General features: G+C 68.7%; 17 protein-coding genes and 1 pseudogene. 12 read left to right on the forward strand and 6 right to left on the reverse strand.

Annotated features, from left to right (window positions below; genetic code table 11):
- Nucleotides 1-137 precede the first annotated feature (137 nt).
- Entirely contained in the window at nucleotides 138-881 is a 744-nt protein-coding gene (locus FRZ61_RS24715; RefSeq protein ID WP_151120314.1) for a tetratricopeptide repeat protein, read from the forward strand.
- A gap of 34 nt (nucleotides 882-915) precedes the next feature.
- On the opposite strand, the gene dnaJ is transcribed toward FRZ61_RS24715, so the two are convergent.
- Nucleotides 916-2,064 (reverse strand): molecular chaperone DnaJ, encoded by a 1,149-nt coding sequence (gene dnaJ, locus FRZ61_RS24720; protein ID WP_151120315.1) that lies wholly within the window; start codon nucleotides 2,062-2,064, stop codon nucleotides 916-918.
- Between the two features lie 167 nt (nucleotides 2,065-2,231).
- On the reverse strand, nucleotides 2,232-4,178 hold the full coding sequence (dnaK, locus tag FRZ61_RS24725; RefSeq protein ID WP_151120316.1) for a molecular chaperone DnaK: 1,947 nt from the start codon (nucleotides 4,176-4,178) through the stop codon (nucleotides 2,232-2,234).
- Nucleotides 4,179-4,518: 340 nt separating this feature from the next.
- On the opposite strand from dnaK, the gene FRZ61_RS24730 reads away from it, so the two are divergent.
- Entirely contained in the window at nucleotides 4,519-4,761 is a 243-nt protein-coding gene (locus tag FRZ61_RS24730) for a hypothetical protein (protein WP_151120317.1), read from the forward strand.
- A gap of 70 nt (nucleotides 4,762-4,831) precedes the next feature.
- Here the strand turns inward: FRZ61_RS24730 and grpE are convergent, their stop codons facing one another.
- Both grpE and hrcA read right to left on the reverse strand, forming a co-directional pair.
- The gene (gene grpE, locus FRZ61_RS24735) at nucleotides 4,832-5,449 is read right to left on the reverse strand and encodes a nucleotide exchange factor GrpE (RefSeq protein WP_151120318.1); all 618 of its coding nucleotides are present in this window, start codon (nucleotides 5,447-5,449) and stop codon (nucleotides 4,832-4,834) included.
- Between the two features lie 22 nt (nucleotides 5,450-5,471).
- Nucleotides 5,472-6,608 carry a heat-inducible transcriptional repressor HrcA gene (gene hrcA / locus FRZ61_RS24740; RefSeq protein ID WP_151120319.1) on the reverse strand — a complete coding sequence of 379 codons (1,137 nt, stop codon included), beginning with the start codon at nucleotides 6,606-6,608 and terminating at the stop codon, nucleotides 5,472-5,474.
- Nucleotides 6,609-6,816: 208 nt separating this feature from the next.
- Here hrcA and rph point away from each other — a divergent pair, with 208 nt between their 5' ends.
- The 4 genes and pseudogenes from rph (at nucleotide 6,817) to hemW (ending at nucleotide 9,870) form a co-directional block, all read left to right on the forward strand.
- Nucleotides 6,817-7,539, forward strand: coding sequence for a ribonuclease PH (gene rph, locus FRZ61_RS24745; protein ID WP_151120320.1), 723 nt, complete (start codon nucleotides 6,817-6,819; stop codon nucleotides 7,537-7,539).
- A 158-nt stretch (nucleotides 7,540-7,697) separates the two neighbouring features.
- Nucleotides 7,698-7,901 (forward strand): annotated as a pseudogene (locus FRZ61_RS26975) (GNAT family N-acetyltransferase); the annotation flags it as partial.
- A 123-nt stretch (nucleotides 7,902-8,024) separates the two neighbouring features.
- Complete coding sequence (gene rdgB / locus FRZ61_RS26750; RefSeq protein WP_225309292.1) at nucleotides 8,025-8,636, forward strand: RdgB/HAM1 family non-canonical purine NTP pyrophosphatase; 612 nt, start codon at nucleotides 8,025-8,027, stop codon at nucleotides 8,634-8,636.
- A gap of 10 nt (nucleotides 8,637-8,646) precedes the next feature.
- A complete protein-coding gene (gene hemW / locus FRZ61_RS24755; protein ID WP_456077634.1) occupies nucleotides 8,647-9,870 on the forward strand; it encodes a coproporphyrinogen-III oxidase family protein in 1,224 nt (407 codons plus the stop codon).
- A 107-nt stretch (nucleotides 9,871-9,977) separates the two neighbouring features.
- Here the strand turns inward: hemW and FRZ61_RS24760 are convergent, their stop codons facing one another.
- Nucleotides 9,978-10,196: a hypothetical protein gene (locus FRZ61_RS24760; RefSeq protein WP_151120322.1), complete on the reverse strand. Its 219-nt coding sequence runs from the start codon at nucleotides 10,194-10,196 to the stop codon at nucleotides 9,978-9,980.
- 164 nt (nucleotides 10,197-10,360) lie between these two features.
- On the opposite strand from FRZ61_RS24760, the gene FRZ61_RS24765 reads away from it, so the two are divergent.
- Both FRZ61_RS24765 and FRZ61_RS24770 read left to right on the forward strand, forming a co-directional pair.
- The gene (locus FRZ61_RS24765) at nucleotides 10,361-11,296 is read left to right on the forward strand and encodes a transcriptional regulator GcvA (protein WP_151120323.1); all 936 of its coding nucleotides are present in this window, start codon (nucleotides 10,361-10,363) and stop codon (nucleotides 11,294-11,296) included.
- A gap of 344 nt (nucleotides 11,297-11,640) precedes the next feature.
- Nucleotides 11,641-12,831 carry a tetratricopeptide repeat protein gene (locus tag FRZ61_RS24770; protein WP_151120324.1) on the forward strand — a complete coding sequence of 397 codons (1,191 nt, stop codon included), beginning with the start codon at nucleotides 11,641-11,643 and terminating at the stop codon, nucleotides 12,829-12,831.
- A 16-nt stretch (nucleotides 12,832-12,847) separates the two neighbouring features.
- Here FRZ61_RS24770 and FRZ61_RS24775 read toward each other — a convergent pair whose 3' ends face one another.
- Nucleotides 12,848-14,014 carry a penicillin-binding protein activator gene (locus FRZ61_RS24775; protein ID WP_151120325.1) on the reverse strand — a complete coding sequence of 389 codons (1,167 nt, stop codon included), beginning with the start codon at nucleotides 14,012-14,014 and terminating at the stop codon, nucleotides 12,848-12,850.
- A 224-nt stretch (nucleotides 14,015-14,238) separates the two neighbouring features.
- On the opposite strand from FRZ61_RS24775, the gene rsmI reads away from it, so the two are divergent.
- The 4 genes from rsmI (at nucleotide 14,239) to FRZ61_RS24795 (ending at nucleotide 17,240) form a co-directional block, all read left to right on the forward strand.
- Entirely contained in the window at nucleotides 14,239-15,063 is an 825-nt protein-coding gene (rsmI, locus tag FRZ61_RS24780) for a 16S rRNA (cytidine(1402)-2'-O)-methyltransferase (RefSeq protein ID WP_318526355.1), read from the forward strand.
- Between the two features lie 4 nt (nucleotides 15,064-15,067).
- Complete coding sequence (locus FRZ61_RS24785; RefSeq protein ID WP_151120327.1) at nucleotides 15,068-15,457, forward strand: YraN family protein; 390 nt, start codon at nucleotides 15,068-15,070, stop codon at nucleotides 15,455-15,457.
- A 237-nt stretch (nucleotides 15,458-15,694) separates the two neighbouring features.
- On the forward strand, nucleotides 15,695-16,330 hold the full coding sequence (locus FRZ61_RS24790) for a BON domain-containing protein (RefSeq protein WP_191909197.1): 636 nt from the start codon (nucleotides 15,695-15,697) through the stop codon (nucleotides 16,328-16,330).
- 28 nt (nucleotides 16,331-16,358) lie between these two features.
- Nucleotides 16,359-17,240 (forward strand): SirB1 family protein, encoded by an 882-nt coding sequence (locus FRZ61_RS24795; RefSeq protein WP_225308993.1) that lies wholly within the window; start codon nucleotides 16,359-16,361, stop codon nucleotides 17,238-17,240.
- The last annotated feature ends 88 nt before the right edge of the window (nucleotides 17,241-17,328 follow it).

A 17,328-nucleotide genomic window follows, 5' to 3' on the forward strand; every position in this document is an offset into this window, starting at 1 on the left:
GACGGTTCGATGATGTTGGGCGGGCATTTAGCCGGGGGATGGGCGACGGCGCAAGGCGGGAAGCTGCGTTTGAAGCACCATCTGGTATTATCTATCCGGATTTCTACAACCGAGGAAATTGAGCCGCAGCGTTGTGCATGTCAGAGAACAGCCGCGACAATCTGGAACGTGCACTGAACGAACTGTCGGAGAAGATCCGCCGCGAGCCCGACCGGGCGCAGCACCACCTCGACCGAGCCAGCATTTGGATGAGGCTGAAGAAGGATCGCGAGGCGATCAGGAACCTCGACGAGGCGATCCGTCTTAGACCTGACGACAGTGAAACCCACCACCTTCGTGGCTGGCTATGGCAGGGGCTGGGCGATGTCGAAGCGGCCGTTCGCGATTACACGCGGGCCATTGCGCTTGATCCCGATCGCAATCACACCTTCAACAATCGCGCCAATGCTCATTCGGATATCGGAAACTACGATGCCGCAATTCATGACTTCGCTGAAGCTCTCAGACTCGATCCAGAGGATCACATTGCGATGCTAAACCGCGGGCTCATGTTCCTCGATATGGGCGATTTAGAGGCCGCACTTCGTGATTTCGACGCGATCGATCGCTTCGTCGCCGGCTGTGAAGACATGCATGTGTGGCGCGGGCTCACACTATTGAAGCTGGGCCGCATCGACGCTGCTGCCGAGGACTTTGACATAGCCGACCGGCTGCAATCTGGTCGGCTGCAACGGCCGAATCTTCGCGCCAGCACATTGATCGGGCGCGCTTATGTATCGCGAGCGAAAGGGGAACCGGCTCGCGCGGCAGCCGATATCGAAGCGGCCAAAGCGATCGACCCGGAGGCCGAGACTAATCTCATCAGAAGAGGGCTCGCCTGATCCTTGGATCGGCGGCTGGGCGGCGCCCGCCGCCCTACTCCTTCAGCTCCTGCCAGAACTCCTTCACCTTGGCGAAGAAGCCTTCGGCCTCGGGGCTGTGGCTCTTGCCCTTGCCGCCGGCCTTGTCGAACTCGCCCAGCAGCTCCTGCTGCTTCTTGGTGAGATGGACCGGCGTCTCGACCGCGAGATGGACGTAGAAATCGCCGCGGTGATGCTGGCGCAGGATGCTCATGCCCTTGCCCTTGAGGCGGAACTGCTGGCCGCTCTGGGCGCCGGCCGGGATCTGCAGGCGCACCCGCGCACCGTCGATGCCCGGCACCTCGATCGGCCCGCCCAGGGCCGCCGTCACCATCGGGATCGGCACCTTCACGTGAAGGTCGGCGCCGTCGCGCTCGAACAGGCGGTGCGGCTCGATCGAGAGGAAGATGTAGAGATCGCCCGGCGGCGAGCCGCGCAGGCCGGCCTCGCCTTCGCCGGCGAGGCGGATCCGGGTCCCGTCCTCGACGCCCGGCGGCACATTCACGTTGAGGCTCTTGTCGCGCCGCGTGCGGCCCGAGCCGCCGCAGCTCTTGCAGGGCTTCTCGATGACGCGGCCGGTGCCGGCGCAATGGGTGCAGGTCCGCTCCATGGTGAAGAAGCCCTGCGTCATGCGGGTGCGGCCCGAGCCGTGGCAGACCGGGCAGGAGACCGGATGGGTCCCCTTCTCGCCGCCCGAGCCGGCGCAATCCTCGCATTTGACCGAGGAAGGCACGCGCACCGTGGCGGTCTTGCCGGCGAAGGCCTCCTCGAGCGTGATCTGCATGTTGTAGCGCAGGTCGCCGCCGCGGGTCTGGGCCTGGGCCCGCCCGCGCCCGCCGACGAACTCGCCGAACATCTCCTCGAAGATGTCGGCGAAGCCGCCCGCCCCGAAGCCGGCCCCGGCGCCGAAGCCGCCGCCGGGCCTGGCGCCCGCCCCGTTCTCGAAGGCGGCGTGGCCGTAGCGGTCATAGGCCGCGCGCTTCTGCTCGTCCTTGAGGATCTCGTAGGCTTCGCTGATTTCCTTGAACTTGTGCTCGGCCGCCTTGTCGCCGGCATTGCGGTCGGGGTGGAACTTCATCGCCGCCGCGCGGTAGGCCTTCTTGATGGCCTCTGCGCTCGCGTCCTTCGGCACCCCGAGGGTCTGGTAGTAATCCTGCTTGGCCATGATGGTCAGGTTGTCGTCACTCGCCGGAACCTACGACTCGAAGATTGAAAGACCCTTGTCAGATAACAGAAACGGGGCCGGCGAGCGATGGAGCATGGTTTCGTTACGCCCCCGAGGCCCGCCGGCCCCGCTGATAGTCCGTCTCTGATGGTCGAGCCCGGCTTCGGTTACGCCTTGCCCTTCCGGTTCTCGTCGACTTCCTCGAAATCGGCGTCGACGACCCCTTCCTTGGGACCGCCGGCCGCACCGGCACCGCCGCCAGCGCCCGGACCCGCCGGCCCGCCGGCACTGCCCGCCTGGGCGTCGGCCTGGCTCTGCTTGTAGAGCGCCTCGCCGAGCTTCATGGCGAGCTGCATCAGGCTCTGGGTCTTGCTCTCGATCGCGGCCTTGTCCTCGCCCTTGACCGCTTCCTTGAGCTCGGCCACGGCCGCCTCGATGGCGGTCTTGTCGGCGGCCGGGACCTTGTCCCCGCCTTCGGCCAGCGACTTCTCGCTCGAGTGGATCAGGCTGTCGGCGTTGTTCCGGGCCTCGATCAGCTCCTTGCGCTTCTTGTCCTCGGCGGCATGGGCCTCGGCATCCTTGACCATCTTCTGGATGTCGGTCTCGTTGAGACCGCCCGAAGCCTGGATGCGGATCTGCTGCTCCTTGCCGGTGGCCTTGTCCTTGGCCGAGACCTGGACGATGCCGTTGGCGTCGATGTCGAAGGTGACCTCGATCTGCGGCACGCCGCGCGGGGCCGGCGGCAGGCCCACCAGGTCGAACTGACCCAGGATCTTGTTGTCGGCCGCAAGCTCGCGCTCACCCTGGAAGACCCGGATGGTGACCGCGTTCTGGCTGTCCTCGGCGGTCGAGAACACCTGGCTCTTCTTGGTCGGGATCGTGGTGTTGCGCTCGATCAGGCGCGTGAACACGCCGCCCAGCGTCTCGATGCCGAGCGACAGCGGGGTCACGTCGAGGAGCAGAACGTCCTTCACCTCGCCCTTGAGCACGCCGCCCTGGATCGCCGCGCCGATGGCCACGACCTCGTCCGGGTTGACGCCCTTATGCGGCTCGCGGCCGAAGAAGGACTTCACCGTCTCGATCACCTTCGGCATGCGGGTCATGCCGCCGACCAGCACCACCTCGTTGATCTCCGAGGCCTTGAGGCCGGCATCCTTGAGGGCCGCGCGGCAGGGCTCGACCGTCTTCTGGATCAGGTCGTCGACCAGGGCCTCGAGCTTGGCGCGGGTCAGCTTGATGTTGAGATGCTTGGGCCCGCTCTGGTCGGCCGTGATGAAGGGCAGGTTGACCTCGGTCTGCATCGTGCCCGAGAGCTCGATCTTGGCCTTCTCCGCCGCTTCCTTCAGGCGCTGGAGGGCGAGGCGATCCTTGCGCAGATCGATGCCCTGCTCCTTTTTGAACTCGTCGGCGAGATAATCGATGATGCGCGCGTCGAAATCCTCGCCGCCGAGGAAGGTGTCGCCGTTGGTCGACTTCACCTCGAACACGCCGTCGCCGATCTCGAGGATCGAGATGTCGAAGGTGCCGCCGCCGAGGTCATAGACCGCGATCGTGCCGGTGCCCTTCTTCTCCATGCCATAGGCAAGAGCGGCCGCCGTCGGCTCGTTGATGATGCGCAGCACCTCGAGACCCGCGATGCGGCCGGCATCCTTGGTGGCCTGGCGCTGCGAGTCGTTGAAGTAGGCGGGAACGGTGATGACGGCCTGCGTGACCTTCTCGCCGAGATAGCTTTCGGCGGTCTCCTTCATCTTCTGCAGGATGAAGGCGGAGACCTGCGAGGGCGAATATTTCTTGGCATGGCATTCGACCCAGGCGTCGCCATTGTCGCCCGGGATGATCTTGTAGGGGACGAGACCCTTGTCCTTCTGGGTCATCGGGTCGTCGTAGCGCCGGCCGATCAGGCGCTTCACCGCGAAGATCGTGTTCTCCGGATTGGTCACCGCCTGGCGCTTCGCCGACTGGCCCACCAGCCGCTCGCCGGAATCGGTGAAAGCCACCATCGAGGGCGTGGTGCGCACGCCTTCCGCGTTCTCGATGACCTTGACATCCTTGCCCTCCATCACGGCGACGCAGGAGTTGGTCGTGCCGAGATCGATGCCGATAACTTTGCTCATTGCTTCCTCGTTTCCATGGCAGGTCCGCCCGCGGCCTTCTCGGGTTGGCGAAGCACCGCCCCGGGACCCCCGATTTTCAAGCTGCCCTGCGGCTACCGGGCAAGACCCGATACCGCTTGGGAAAATGACCTTTTGGTCCGACGGGATATATAGGCGGCCAGGGTTCGGGCGCAAGCACCTGATGGCCGCAAAAACGCCAGAATCTGCCCCTTGGCGACATGCCGCAGGCCCCGGTCAGATGTGATTTCCAGCCTCTCGCCGCCGCCCTCCCGGACCCCTATTCTGCAGGCCCTGAACCGGCCCCGGCCGACCGGTCCCTCCAGCCCCTTCGGGATGCGCCATGAGCAGCAGCCAGGAACCCGACCTGCAGAACAGCGGCATCTACCGCGTCATCAGGATCCTGTTCGGCGCCGATCTGGTGATCGGGCTGGCGCTGGCCGCGATCGGCTATTGGGTCCTGGAGGCGCCGCCGCTCTGGATCGTCGGGCTGGGCCTGGCCGCGGTCGGCCTCCTCATGCTGTGGCTCTTCCCGCTGCTCATGCGCCGCTCGGCCGAGCGCGGCCGAAACAACCCCGGCTCATAACGCTTTGCGCCAGCCCGCTCATCCGCATTGGCTCAGGAACTGCAGGGTTCCGCCGCCCCGAACGCCGGCGCTAAACGACCGTGTCGATCCGGCTGCCGGGTGCACCGCCCTCGCCGTTGGGCTTGGCCGCGGCCGGTTCGGCCTTGGCCACGCCGACCATGGCCGCGCGCAGGAGCCGGTCCTGGATCAGGTAGCCCGGCTGCAGCACCTGGACGATCGTGCCGGCGGGCTGGCCCGTGCCCGGCACCTCGAACATCGCCTGATGCAGGTTGCTGTCGAACTTCTCGCCCAGGGGCTCGATGCGCCGGATGCCATGGCGCTCGAAGGCCGCCACGAGCTGGCGCTCGGTCGCGGCCACGCCGTCATAGAGGGTCTTCAGGGCCGGGTCGCTGTCGAGCTGCTCGGCCGGGATATGCTGCAGGGCGCGGCCCAGATTGTCGGCCACGGCCAGCATATCCTTGGCAAAAGCGGTGGCGGCATAGCGTTGCGCGTCCTCGCGCTCGCGCTGCCCCCGCCGGCGCACATTCTCGGTCTCGGCCAGCGCCCGCAGGAGCTGGTCCTTGAGCCGGCCGATCTCGGCCCTGGCCTCCTCGAGCGGGTCGGTCCCGGGGGCCGCCGCGGCCTCGGCCGGCACAGCGCTGTCATTGGCGGGCGCGGGCGCGCCCTCGTCTCTCTTCTCGTCCGTCATGGTCTTCCTTCGGTCGGCGGGGTCAGGACCGGGTTATGGGGTCCCCGGACGGCCGGATCAAGGCCCCTCCCGTCCCCAGCACGCGCCCGATCACCTTGGCGGTGTAGTCCACCATGGGGATGATGCGGGCATAATTGACGCGGGTCGGGCCGATCACCCCCACGGCCCCCACGATCCGCTCGTCGGAATCGCGATAGGGCGCGATCACGACCGAGCAGCCCGACAGGCTAAACAGCTCGTTCTGCGCGCCGATGAAGATCTGGATGCCCTCGGCCCTGTCGGCCGCCTCGAGCAGGCGGGCCAGCGATTCCTTGGTCTCGAGCGCGGCGAAGAGGGCCCGGACCCTTTCGAGGTCGGCAATCTCTTTCACATCCTCGAGCAAACGCGACTGGCCGCGCACGATGAGGGCGCCGTCCTTGTTGCCGCCGGCCCAGCTGGCGAGGCCCGCCTCCACCACCTTGGCCGCCAGCTGGTCGAGCTCGGCGCGCTGGCTGCTGATCTCGGCCATGATATCGGCCCGGGCAGCGTCGAGCGTGCGGCCCACCAGCTTGGCCGCCAGATAGTTGCCGGCCTCGATCAGCGAGGAAGGCGGCAGGCCGATCGGGAGATCCAGGATGCGGTTCTCGACGATGCCGTCCTCGGTCACCAGCACGGCGAGCGCGCGGCCGGGGCCCAGATGCACGAACTCGATATGCTTCAGCGGCCGGGCGGATTTGGGCGCCACCACCAGCCCGGCGCAATGCGAGAGGCCGGCCAGCATCTGGGTCGCCTGCTCCAGCACCTGCGGCAGGCTGCGGCCCGAGGCCGCGCATTCGCTGTCGATGGTCTGGCGCTCGTCCTCGGTCAGGCCGCCGATCTCGAGGAGCCCGTCCACGAACATGCGCAGGCCCAGCTCGGTCGGCAGCCGGCCGGCCGAGGTGTGGCGGGCATAGAGCAGCCCCGCCTCCTCCAGATCGGCCATCACGTTGCGGATCGTGGCGGGCGACAGGCTCAGGCCCAGCCGGCGCGAGAGCGTCCGCGAGCCGACCGGCTCGCCGGTCTCGACATAGGCATCGACGATATGGCGGAAGATGTCGCGGGAGCGCTGGCTGAGCTCGGCGACGGCGTCGGGGCGTCCCGTCGCCTGCAGCGTCCGCTTGATGGAAAGAGGCGTTGTCATGGCTGGTTCCTGGCGCGTTCTAAAACTTAGTAATGCCGGCCGGGACCGTCAATGTGAGGGACATGGCCGGGGGCTCGGGCGAGGGATCCGGCCGGGTGAACCGGGCCGTCGCCCGGGCTTCGCCGAACTGGACCGGTCGGGCGTCAGAGGATAGGGTCCGGACCACCAAGCCAGACCCTCGAAACCTTTTTCCTAGGCCTCCCGATCCATGCGTCCTTCCGGTCGCGCGCCCGACGCGCTTCGTTCCATCCGTCTCGACATCAATGTCAGCAAATATGCCGAGGGTTCCTGCCTCGCCGTCTTCGGCGACACGCAGGTGCTGTGCCTGGCGACCGTCGAGGAGAAGGTGCCGCCCTTCCTGCGCAATTCCGGCCGCGGCTGGGTCACGGCCGAATACGGCATGCTGCCGCGCGCGACCAACGAGCGCACCGAGCGCGAGGCCTCCAAAGGCAAGCAGAGCGGCCGCACGCTCGAGATCCAGCGCCTGATCGGTCGCTCCCTGCGCGCCGTCATCGATCTCGGCGGCTTCGGCGAGCGCCAGATCCGGCTCGATTGCGACGTGCTCCAGGCCGATGGCGGCACCCGCACCGCCGCCATCACCGGCAGCTTCGTGGCCCTCCATATCGCGCTCGCCCATATGCGCAAGCTGGGCGCGATGCCGGCCATGCCGATCAAGGACCATGTGGCGGCGATCTCCTGCGGCATCTTCCAGGGCGTGCCGGTGCTCGATCTCGACTATGCCGAGGACAGCAATGCCGATGCCGACGCCAATTTCGTGCTGACCGGCACCGGCCAGATCGTCGAAATCCAGGGCACGGCGGAGAAGAAGCCCTTCTCCGATGCCGAGTTCGGCCAGCTCTTCGGGCTCGCGCGCAAGGGCATCGGCGAGCTGGTCGCTCTCCAGCGCGAGGCGATCCGGAAGGCCGGATGAGTGGGCCGACGGCGCGCAACGACATCCGCATCGAACCCGAGCCCGACTCCGAGCGGCGTCACGCGCTCGTCCACGGCATCCTGACGGCCCTGCCCGACTGGTTCGGCATCCCCGACGCCATCGCACGCTATGCCGAGGAGGCCCGCGATCTGACCCTCATGGCCGCTCGCAGCGGCGCCCGCGTCGTGGGCTTCGCCACCGTCAAGCCGCAGAGCGCCTGGGCCGCCGAGCTTCATTGCCTGGGGATCCTGGCCGACCATCACCGGCAGGGGATCGGCCGCCGCCTGCTCAAGGCCGTCGAAGCCCATCTTTCGCCTCTCGGCGTCGAGTTCCTGTCGGTGAAGACCCTGGCGCCCGAGGCCGGGTCCGCCGCTTACGACGCCACCCGCGCCTTCTATCTCGCGATGGGATTTCGGCCGCTCGAGACTTTCCCTACCCTGTGGTCGGAAGAGAATCCCTGCCTCCTGATGGTGAAGACCCTGTCGATGGCCCGACGTTTCGAAGGAAAGACTCTGGTGGTGGCGAGCCACAACCAGGGCAAGGTCAGGGAGATCGCCGAGCTGCTGCGGCCCTTCGGCGTCGAGCCGGTCTCGGCCGCGAGCCTGGGATTGCCCGAGCCCGAGGAGACCGAGACGACCTTCCGCGGCAATGCCGAGCTCAAGGCACGCGCCGCCGCGATGGCGGCATCGCTGCCGGCGCTGGCCGACGATTCCGGCCTCGTCGTCGATGCGCTGGGCGGCGCGCCCGGCATCCATTCGGCGCGCTGGGCCGGCGAGAACCGCGATTTCGGGGAGGCGATGAAACGGGTCGAGCGCGCGCTCGAGACGCGCGGGATCAGGACCGCCGGCCATCGCCGCGCGCGTTTCGTCTGCGCCCTCTCGCTCTGCTGGCCCGACGGCCATTGCGAGACCTTCGAGGGCAAGGTCGAGGGCAGCCTCGCCTTCCCGCCCCGTGGCTTGCACGGGTTCGGCTATGACCCCATCTTCCTGCCCGACGGCCGCACCCTCACCTTCGGCGAGATGGACCCGGCCGAGAAGCATGCGATCAGCCACCGCGCCGACGCCTTCCGCCAGCTGGTGGCCGCCTGCTTCGCCTGAGAGAGGCGGCATGATTCCGACGACGCAGGAGAAGACGGTGCCGATGCCGGGTGCCGGGGCGAGACCCGTGCCGGGCGGCTTCGGGCTCTATCTCCATTGGCCCTTCTGCAAGTCGAAATGCCCCTATTGCGATTTCAACAGCCATGTCCGCGCCGCGATCGACGAGACGCGCTGGCGTGACGCGCTGATCCGCGAGCTCGACCATTACGCGGCCGAGATCGAAGCGGCGGGCGGCCCCCCTCGCCGCCTCGACAGCATCTTCTTCGGCGGCGGCACGCCCTCGCTGATGCCGCCCGGCATGGTGGCGGACCTGATCGAGCGCGCGCGCCATCACTGGTCTTTCGCGCCCGGGATCGAGATCACGCTCGAAGCCAACCCGACCTCGGTCGAGATCGGTCGCTTCAGAGCCCTCGCCCAGGCCGGCGTCAACCGCGTCTCGATCGGCATCCAGGCGCTCGACGATGTTTCGCTCAAGTTCCTCGGGCGACAGCACAGCGCCACCGAGGCGCTCAAGGCCTTCGACGCCGCGCGCACGAACTTCCCGCGCTTCACCTTCGACCTGATCTATGCCCGGCCCGATCAAACGCCGGCGCAATGGCGCGCCGAGCTTGCAGCAGCGCTGGCGCGCGCCGGCGGCCATCTCTCGCTCTATCAGCTCACCATCGAGCCCGGCACGGCCTTCGAAGGGGCGGTCGCGCGCGGCGAGTTCAAGATCCCCGACGAAGCCACGCAAGCGGCGCTCTACGAGATCACGCAGGAGCTGACCGAAGCCGCGGGTCTGCCGGCTTATGAGATCTCGAACCATGCGCGGCCCGGCGAGGAGTCGCGGCACAATCTCGTCTATTGGCGCTATGGCGACTATGTCGGCGTCGGTCCCGGCGCCCACGGCAGGCTCACGCTCGCCGGCCGCAAATGGGCCACGCGCCAGCATCGCGCGCCCGAGCCCTGGCTCGAGACGGTCGAGCGCGAGGGGCACGCCACGCGCCAGCGCGACGAGGTCGATCGCGAAGAAAGGCTCGAGGAGATGGTGCTGATGGGCCTGCGGCTCGGCGAGGGTGTCGCCCGCCAGCGCTTCATCGACGAGACCGGCGCCGAGCCCGAGGCCCTGTTCGATCGCGCCAAGCTCAAGCGGCTGATCGAGGGCGGCTTCCTCATCCTCGACGCATCGGGCTTGCGGGCCACGCCCGAAGGCCGCCAGCGCCTCAACGCCCTGCTCCCGGCGTTGCTCGGCTAACCGCCACCCTGAAAAGCGAAAGGGCCCGCCGTTCAGGAACGGCAGGCCCTCGGTTCGCTGGCCATCAGTGATTTGCCGGACGGGGTTCGTCCCGCCCGTCCCTGGTTTCAGCCGCAGCCGACGGGGCTGTGGCGATCGCCATGGCGCAGGCGCGAGGCGCCGGCAGCCAGGGCCGCGATCCCGCTGTCGATCCCCTCGAGCAACCGATAGGTGCCCGACGCGATGTCGAGCGAAAGCGTATCGCGCTCGAGCTTCTGCTGGGTCGCGAGGTTCCGGTCGGAACCGAACCAGGTTTGGACCAAGCCATCAAAGAAACGATCGATCATAACATCCTCCATTCGTTCGGCCGGGGCGCCATGAACTAATATTTCCTTCACTGAAAGAGCGGCGCCACCGGCTCTATAACGTGAAAAATGGCCCAATTGACGCCGTTTGACAAACGAGACCTTCTAGCCTAGAAGATTAGGAAAACTATTCTGAAAGGCAGGGCATGAACGCCTTTCCGCTCAATGCTTTGCGGGTCTTCGAAGCGGCCGCCCGGCATCTTTCCTTCGCCAAGGCGGCCGAGGAGCTGCATGTGACCCCGGCCGCGGTCAGCCAGCAGATCAAGACCCTGGAGGCCCGGCTCGGTCAGCCTTTGTTCCGCCGCCTGAACCGCCGGCTGATGCTGACGGACGCGGCCCAGCTCTGCCTGCCGGGCCTGCGCGAGGGGCTGGACCGGATCCAGGCCGCCATGGCGCTGGTCACCCGTGCCAACCGCAACACGCTGACCGTCTCCTCGGCGCCCACCTTCGCCGCGCGCTGGCTGGTGCCGCGGCTTGAGCGCTTCGGCGCGCTTCATCCCGAGATCGAGCTCCGGATCGACGCCACCGACCATGTGGTCGATTTCGCGATCGAGCCGATCGACGTCGCGATCCGTTACGGTGGCGGCCATTATCCGGGCCTGCGCGTCGACAAGATCATGAGCGCGCCCGAATTTCCGGTCTGCAGCCCCAAGCTGCTCGAGGGCCCGCATCCTCTGCGACGACCCGCGGACCTCAAATACCACACGCTGCTCCACAGCGACGTGCAGCCCGACAACGACCTCTATCCCAACTGGCGCATGTGGCTGCTGGCGGCCGGCGTCAAGGATGTCGATCCGACGCGCGGGCCCCGCTTCTCGCCCGAGACCATGGCGATCGACGCCGCGATCAAGGGGCAGGGAGTGGCGCTGGCGAGCCTCGTCATCGTCCAGGACGAGATCGCGGCGGGCCATCTGGTGAAGCCCTTCGACGTGATGCTGAAGCTGCAATTCGCCTATTACCTGGTGGCGCCGCGCACCACCGCCGACCGGCCGGCGGTGAAGGCCTTCCGCGAATGGCTGCTGGAGGAGACGAAGCCGATCCGGGAAGCGGAGCAGAAGCTGGCCGAGGCGAAGCCGGCCTAACGCCGACCTCGGCCGGCAGGGTCGCTCGACGGGCAGCCTCCAGGAGCGATGACCGTCTTCCTAACATTCTCCATAGACCGGCGATCCGGATCGGCCGAAGCTGGCGCCGCCGGGGCGAGGTGGCGGGAGAGGGGACGTGGCGCTGACCGACCGCTGGGGCGAGCCGACGGGCACCGACAATCGCGCGGCGCTCGAGGCCTATGAGCGCGCCATCCTCGGCGTGGTGGCGCTGAGCGGCGATCCCCTGGCCGAGATCCGCGGCGCCGTCGCAGCCGATCCCGGTTTCGCCTTCGGCCATCTGATCGAAGCGGTGCTGCATCTCTATCCGATGACGCGTCTATCCGATGACGCGCGCGCAAGCGCTGGCGGCGCAAGGCTGCCTCGCCCGCGCCGAGGCCGCCCTGCGGCCGCAGATGCCGGCGCGGCTGCGCGGCCATCTCCATGCCGCGCGCGCCTGGGCCAGCGGCCATTGGCAGGACGCGGCGGCGGCCTGGGAAGCGGTGCTGCTCGAGCATCCGCGCGATCTGTTCGCGACCAAGGTGCTTCAGGATCTCTATTTCTTCCTGGGCGACAGCGCCAATCTGCGCGACACCGTCGGCCGCGTGCTGCCGAGCTGGAGCGAAAGCGATGCCGGCTACGGCTTCCTTCTCGGCATGCTCGCCTTCGGGCTCGAGGAGAGCGGCGATTATCAGCAGGCCGAGCGGCTCGGCCGGGCCGCCATCGCGCGCAATGCCTACGACCCCTGGGCGCATCACGCCGTGGCGCATGTGCTGGAGATGCAGGGCCGCATCGGCGACGGCATCGCCTTTCTGTGGGGCGGCGCGCCCTACTGGGCCGAGAGCTTCTTCGCCGTCCATAATTGGTGGCACCTGGCGCTCTACGAGCTCGACCATGGCGACGGCGACGCGGCGCTCGAGCTCTATGACGGTCCCTTGCGCGGCGGCGTCAGCGACCAGCCGCTCGATCTGGTGGATGCGTCGGCGCTGCTCTGGCGCCTGAAGCTCGCGGGGTTCGAGCCCGGCCGGCACCGCTGGCAGGCGCTGGCCAAGCTCTGGCAGGCCTACGCGGAAGACCTGGTCTATTGCTTCAACGACGTGCACGCGATGATGGCCTTCGTGGGCGCGGGCGAGGAGGAGCAGGCCGAGGCCTTGCGCGCGCGCCTGGCCGCGCGATCGCTGGGCCAGGACAGCAACGCGATGATGACGCGCGAGGTGGGGCTGCCGCTGGCCGAGGCGTTCATCGAATTCGGCCGCGACCATGACGGCGAGGCCGTCGACCTGCTGCTCGCGACGCGAAGGCGGGCCCCTCTCTTCGGCGGCAGTCATGCGCAGCGCGACCTGATCGAGCAGACCCTGCTGGCGGCGGCATTGCGCGGCGGGCAGCACCCTCTCGCCCGGGCGCTCGCCGGCGAACGGCTGGCCCGCAAGGAGACCAGCCCCGGCAATTGGCGCTGGATGGCGCGGGCCTGGCGCGGTCTCGGCCAAACGGCCCAGGCCGACGCCGCCGACCAGCGGGCGCTGGCGCAGCTGAATTGAGCGAAGAAACGGCCCGTCAGACGCCGGGCGGCGGGAAGCTCTGCGGCGCCGGATCGACCAGGCCGAAGGCGCCGTTCTGGATCTCGAACACGGCAAGCCCGCGATCGACGCCGCCATCGGGCCGGAAGCGGAAGATGCCGTCGATGCCTGAGAACCCGTCGGGACCGGTGAGGATGCTGTTGTCGATCCGCGGATGGGCCGGGTCGCGTGTGAGAGCCGCCGCCAGCAGCGTCGCGTCATAGGCGAGGCTGGCGATGCGCGGCGGCTGCGCGCCGTAGTTCGAACGATAACGGTCGGCGAAGCCGGCCCAGGCCTCGCTGGCCGGGGCCGCGAACAAGCCGCCCACCAGCGAGGGCTCGCGCAGCAGCGACTGGTCGTTCCAGAGCGAGGTGCCGAGCAGATGCACCGTGGTCTGCTCCATGCCGTAATAGGACAGGAGCGGGGCCACGGTCCGCAGCACGTCGGCGCCCTCGGGAATGAGCAGCGCGTCGAACGATCCCTTGGCGGCGCCCAGCTTCTCCAGGAAGGGCGAGAAATCCGAGGTGCCCGGCGGATAGAACTGGACCTGGGCGAGGTTGCCGCCGGTGGCGAGAAGGGTCTGCTGGAGCTGGCCGGTCACGGCACGGCCGAAGGCGCTGTCGGGCACCAGCGCCGCCACGCGCTTGTAGCCGCGCGTCGCGGCATAGCGCACGACGCGATCGACCTGGACCTGGGGCAGGATGCCCATCACATAGACGCCGTTGCCCGCGACCGACTTGTCGGTCGAGAAGGAGATCAGCGGCACCTGCGCGGTGCGCGCGGCGGGCGCCGCCTGGGCCACGCCCGAGGCGAAGACCGGCCCCAGGATCGTCTCGACGCCGGCGGCGACGAGCTGCTGCGAGGCGGCGGTCGCACCGCCCATCTGCTCGCTGTCGCGAACCTCGAGCGAAAGATTGTCGGATCCGGATTCGAACAGGGCCATCTCGGCCGCGTTCAGCATGGCCTGGCCCAGCCCCGCATTGGGGCCGGAGAGCGGCAGCAGCAGGCCGACCTTGGCCGGCCCCGTGGGGGTCGGCGCGGGGGCGGGGGCGGGCTCCGGAGCGGGAGCCGGGACCGGCTCGGTCGCTTGCTGGCTCGGCGGCGGCGTCGTAACAGTCTTCTGCGCGCAAGCCGCGAGCAGGCTTGCCGCCATGAGCAGGGCCACGAGCGGAAAGACCGCGCGCCGGGCAGGAGCGAAGGATGGCCAAGCGGACGGGTGGGCGAGGGCAGGGGAAGGCGACACGGGCCGAAAGCTCCGGCGTCGATGGGGATGATGCCGCCGAGCCTAGCGATCAGGTCCCGTCAAGTAAACCCGAGCCGCCACGCGCCAGGAGCCGGAAAATCGGCGAGCGGAGCGGCGACGAGGCGCCGGCGGCGGGGCTCTATCTGGTGGCGACACCGATCGGCAATCTGGGCGACATCACCGAGCGCGCCCTGACGCTGCTGCGCGGCGTCGATCTGATCGTCTGCGAGGACACGCGCGTCACCGCCAAGCTCCTGGCGCGCTACGCCATCGCGGCGCGGACCCTGCCTTATCATGAACACAATGCCGAGCGGATGCGGCCGGAATTGCTGCGCCGCCTCGCCGAGGGCCAATCGATCGCGTTGGTGAGCGATGCCGGCACGCCGCTCGTCTCCGATCCCGGCTACAAGCTGGTGCGCGCGGCGATCGAGGCGGGCCACGCCGTCACCGCCTTGCCCGGTGCCTCCGCTTCCCTGACGGCCCTGCTGCTGTCGGGCCTGCCGCCCGACCGTTTCTTCTTCGCGGGATTCCTGCCGCCCAGGAGCGGCGAGCGCCGGCGCGAGCTCGAGACCATGGCCGCGATTCCCTCGAGCCTGATCTTCTATGAGAGCGCCAACCGTCTTGGCGAATCGCTGGCCGACATGGCGGCGGTGCTGGGCGACCGGCCGGCCGCGGTCGCGCGCGAGCTCACCAAGCTGCATGAGGAGGTGAGGCGAGGGACCCTCGCGGCGCTGGCCGCGCATTATGCGCAAGCCGGGCCGCCCAAGGGGGAGATCGTGGTGGTGGCGGGGCCGCCCCTGGAGGAAGCCGCCTCGATCTCGGCCGCCGATCTCGACGCGACGCTGCGCCAGGCACTCGCCCGCATGAGCCTCAAGGACGCGGTGGCGGCGGTGGCGGCCACGACCGGCCGGCCGCGCCGCGAGGTCTATGCGCGGGCGCTGGCATTGGCCGGCACCGACCCCGCGGCCTGACGCCATGGCGGTTCCGCGGGGCCCCGACAGCGACAGGCGCCGCGCGGCGCTGCGGCGGGGCCGCTGGGCGGAGACGCTCGCGGTCTGGTGGCTGCGGTTCAAAGGCTATCGCATCCTGGGACGCGATCTGCGCCTCGGCGTGGGCGAGATCGACATCCTCGCGCGGCGCGGACGGCTGCTGGTGGCGATCGAGGTCAAGCATCGCGCCGACCTCCTGACCGCGGGCGAGGCCATCGACCGGCGCGGCCAGGCCCGCATCGCGCGGGCCCTCTTGCGGTGGCTGGCGCAGCATCCCCATCTGGCCGAGCTCGATCTCAGGTTCGATGCGGTGCTGATGGTGCCGGGCCACTGGCCGCGGCACCTGCCCGATGCCTGGCGGCCGGAGCCGGACTGATCCTTGCCGACCGGCGTCATCTGGGAACGAATCGGAGGAATCCCCCGCTATTCCTTGCGGGATTGACCTTGCGGCAGGCTAGAATCGGCGCCGATTCGCATGATGGCGCCGGCCCACGCTCTCACCCGTCGGCCCGAAAGCGCGTGCCGGGGGGCGCATGCTTGGGGCGGGCCCGTTCTATGGGCGCTGCTCCTGCCGGTCTTGGTGCCGGCACTGGCCGGCTGCAGCCCGATCGGCATGGCCGAGACCGCCGGCGTCTTCGTCGCGGTCCAGGCCACCCAGGAACGGGGCCTCGGCACCGCGCTGTCCGACGACGTCATCTGGACCAAGGTGCAGGCACGATGGCTCGACAACGATGCCGACATGTTCAGCAAGGTGCGGCTGCAGATCCAGGAGGGGCGGCTGTTGCTGACCGGCGTGGTGCAGAAGGCTTCGGCCCGGGTCACGGCGGTGCGCCTCGCCTGGGAGGTCGACGGCGTCAAGCAGGTGATCGACGAGATCAAGGTCGCCGAGGCGCCCGACCTCGGCCAGGCCATCCAGGATCAGTGGGTCGCGCAGGAGCTGCGCAACAAGATGCTGCTCGACATCAAGATCCGGTCGGTCAATTACAGCGTCGAGGCGGTGGAGGGCACGATCTATCTGATGGGAATAGCCCAAGACAATGCCGAGCTGCAGCGCGTCATCGACCATGCGCGCGACATCTCCTATGTGCGGAGGGTTACCAGCTATGTGCGCATCAAGGGCGAACCGCCGCCGCCCTTACCCGCCCAGACCGAGCCCGCGCAGACCGAGCCCGTCCCGATTCAATCCCCGCCCGGGGATTCCGTACCGGCCACCCCTCATGCACCGGCCGGGGCGGCCAGCACCTCGTAATGCTTTCTTCGCCTGAGGCGAGTTGCCGATGAGCGCCACCGCCGACCGTCCCCCCGTTGCAACCGTCCCGCCCTGGCCCGACGCCATGCCGGCGCGCGACTACCTGGCCTCGATCGGCGCCGCGCCGGAGGCGACCGTCGATCTGGCGAGCGCCGCCCTGGCGCTCGCTTCCCTGGACCGCCCGCAAGCGTCCCTGGCGGCGGCGCGGGCGCATCTGACGGCGCTGGGGCAGGCGGTGGCGAACGCGTTCGCCGTCGCCGGCCGCGACGATCTCGATGCCTGCCGCTTCGCCCTCGCGGCGGTGCTGGCCCGGCAGGAAGGCTATGACGGCGACCGCGACAATTACGACGATCTCGCCAATGCCAATCTGCTGTCGGTGATCGAGCGCCGGCGCGGCCTGCCGGTGGCGCTCGGCATCCTCTATCTCCATGCCGCGCGCTGGCAGGGCTGGGACGCGGTCGGGCTCGACTTCCCGGGCCATTTCGTGATCCGCCTCGAGCATGCGGGCGGACGGGCGATCCTCGATCCCTTCAATGGCGGCGCGGTGCTGGAAGTGGCGGAGCTGCGCCGCCTGGTGAAGGTGGTCCATGGGCCGGCGGCCGAGCTCGAGGCGCGCCACTACGATCCCCTGCCCGATCGCGCGGTGCTGCTGCGGCTCGAGAACAACATCAAGCGGCGCCTGATCGCGGCGCGCGCGCTCAGCGCCGCGGCCGAGCATGTGCGCCGCATGCTGCTTTTCGCGCCCGACGAGAACGGTCTCTGGCGGGAGCTCGGGTTGATCGAGGCCGAGAGCGGCAATCTCCGGGCCGCGGCCGAGGCGCTCGAGCGCTTCACGGCGGCCGCTTCCGAAAGCAGCGAGCGCCAGCAGGCGCGCAGGCTGATCCGGGAGCTCAAGTCCCGGCTGAACTGATCCCTTGGATCGGGCCCACATTCCCAGGTCGGCGGAAAGCGCGTAACCTCCCGGGGCCGGGTTTCTCCCTTGGAAGAGAGGAAGAGGG

The sequence above is a fragment of the Hypericibacter adhaerens genome (assembly GCF_008728835.1).
GTDB lineage: Bacteria > Pseudomonadota > Alphaproteobacteria > Dongiales > Dongiaceae > Hypericibacter > Hypericibacter adhaerens.

Excerpts from the sequence above, each read along its gene's own strand:
- FRZ61_RS24715 (WP_151120314.1), top strand. The coding sequence starts at position 138 with ATGTCAGAGAACAGCCGCGACAATCTGGAACGTGCACTGAACGAACTG.
- dnaJ (WP_151120315.1), bottom strand. The coding sequence starts at position 2,064 with ATGGCCAAGCAGGATTACTACCAGACCCTCGGGGTGCCGAAGGACGCG.
- dnaK (WP_151120316.1), bottom strand. The coding sequence starts at position 4,178 with ATGAGCAAAGTTATCGGCATCGATCTCGGCACGACCAACTCCTGCGTC.
- FRZ61_RS24730 (WP_151120317.1), top strand. The coding sequence starts at position 4,519 with ATGAGCAGCAGCCAGGAACCCGACCTGCAGAACAGCGGCATCTACCGC.
- grpE (WP_151120318.1), bottom strand. The coding sequence starts at position 5,449 with ATGACGGACGAGAAGAGAGACGAGGGCGCGCCCGCGCCCGCCAATGAC.
- hrcA (WP_151120319.1), bottom strand. The coding sequence starts at position 6,608 with ATGACAACGCCTCTTTCCATCAAGCGGACGCTGCAGGCGACGGGACGC.
- rph (WP_151120320.1), top strand. The coding sequence starts at position 6,817 with ATGCGTCCTTCCGGTCGCGCGCCCGACGCGCTTCGTTCCATCCGTCTC.
- rdgB (WP_225309292.1), top strand. The coding sequence starts at position 8,025 with ATGGCCCGACGTTTCGAAGGAAAGACTCTGGTGGTGGCGAGCCACAAC.
- hemW (WP_456077634.1), top strand. The coding sequence starts at position 8,647 with ATGATTCCGACGACGCAGGAGAAGACGGTGCCGATGCCGGGTGCCGGG.
- FRZ61_RS24760 (WP_151120322.1), bottom strand. The coding sequence starts at position 10,196 with ATGATCGATCGTTTCTTTGATGGCTTGGTCCAAACCTGGTTCGGTTCC.
- FRZ61_RS24765 (WP_151120323.1), top strand. The coding sequence starts at position 10,361 with ATGAACGCCTTTCCGCTCAATGCTTTGCGGGTCTTCGAAGCGGCCGCC.
- FRZ61_RS24770 (WP_151120324.1), top strand. The coding sequence starts at position 11,641 with ATGACGCGCGCGCAAGCGCTGGCGGCGCAAGGCTGCCTCGCCCGCGCC.
- FRZ61_RS24785 (WP_151120327.1), top strand. The coding sequence starts at position 15,068 with ATGGCGGTTCCGCGGGGCCCCGACAGCGACAGGCGCCGCGCGGCGCTG.
- FRZ61_RS24790 (WP_191909197.1), top strand. The coding sequence starts at position 15,695 with ATGGCCGAGACCGCCGGCGTCTTCGTCGCGGTCCAGGCCACCCAGGAA.
- FRZ61_RS24795 (WP_225308993.1), top strand. The coding sequence starts at position 16,359 with ATGAGCGCCACCGCCGACCGTCCCCCCGTTGCAACCGTCCCGCCCTGG.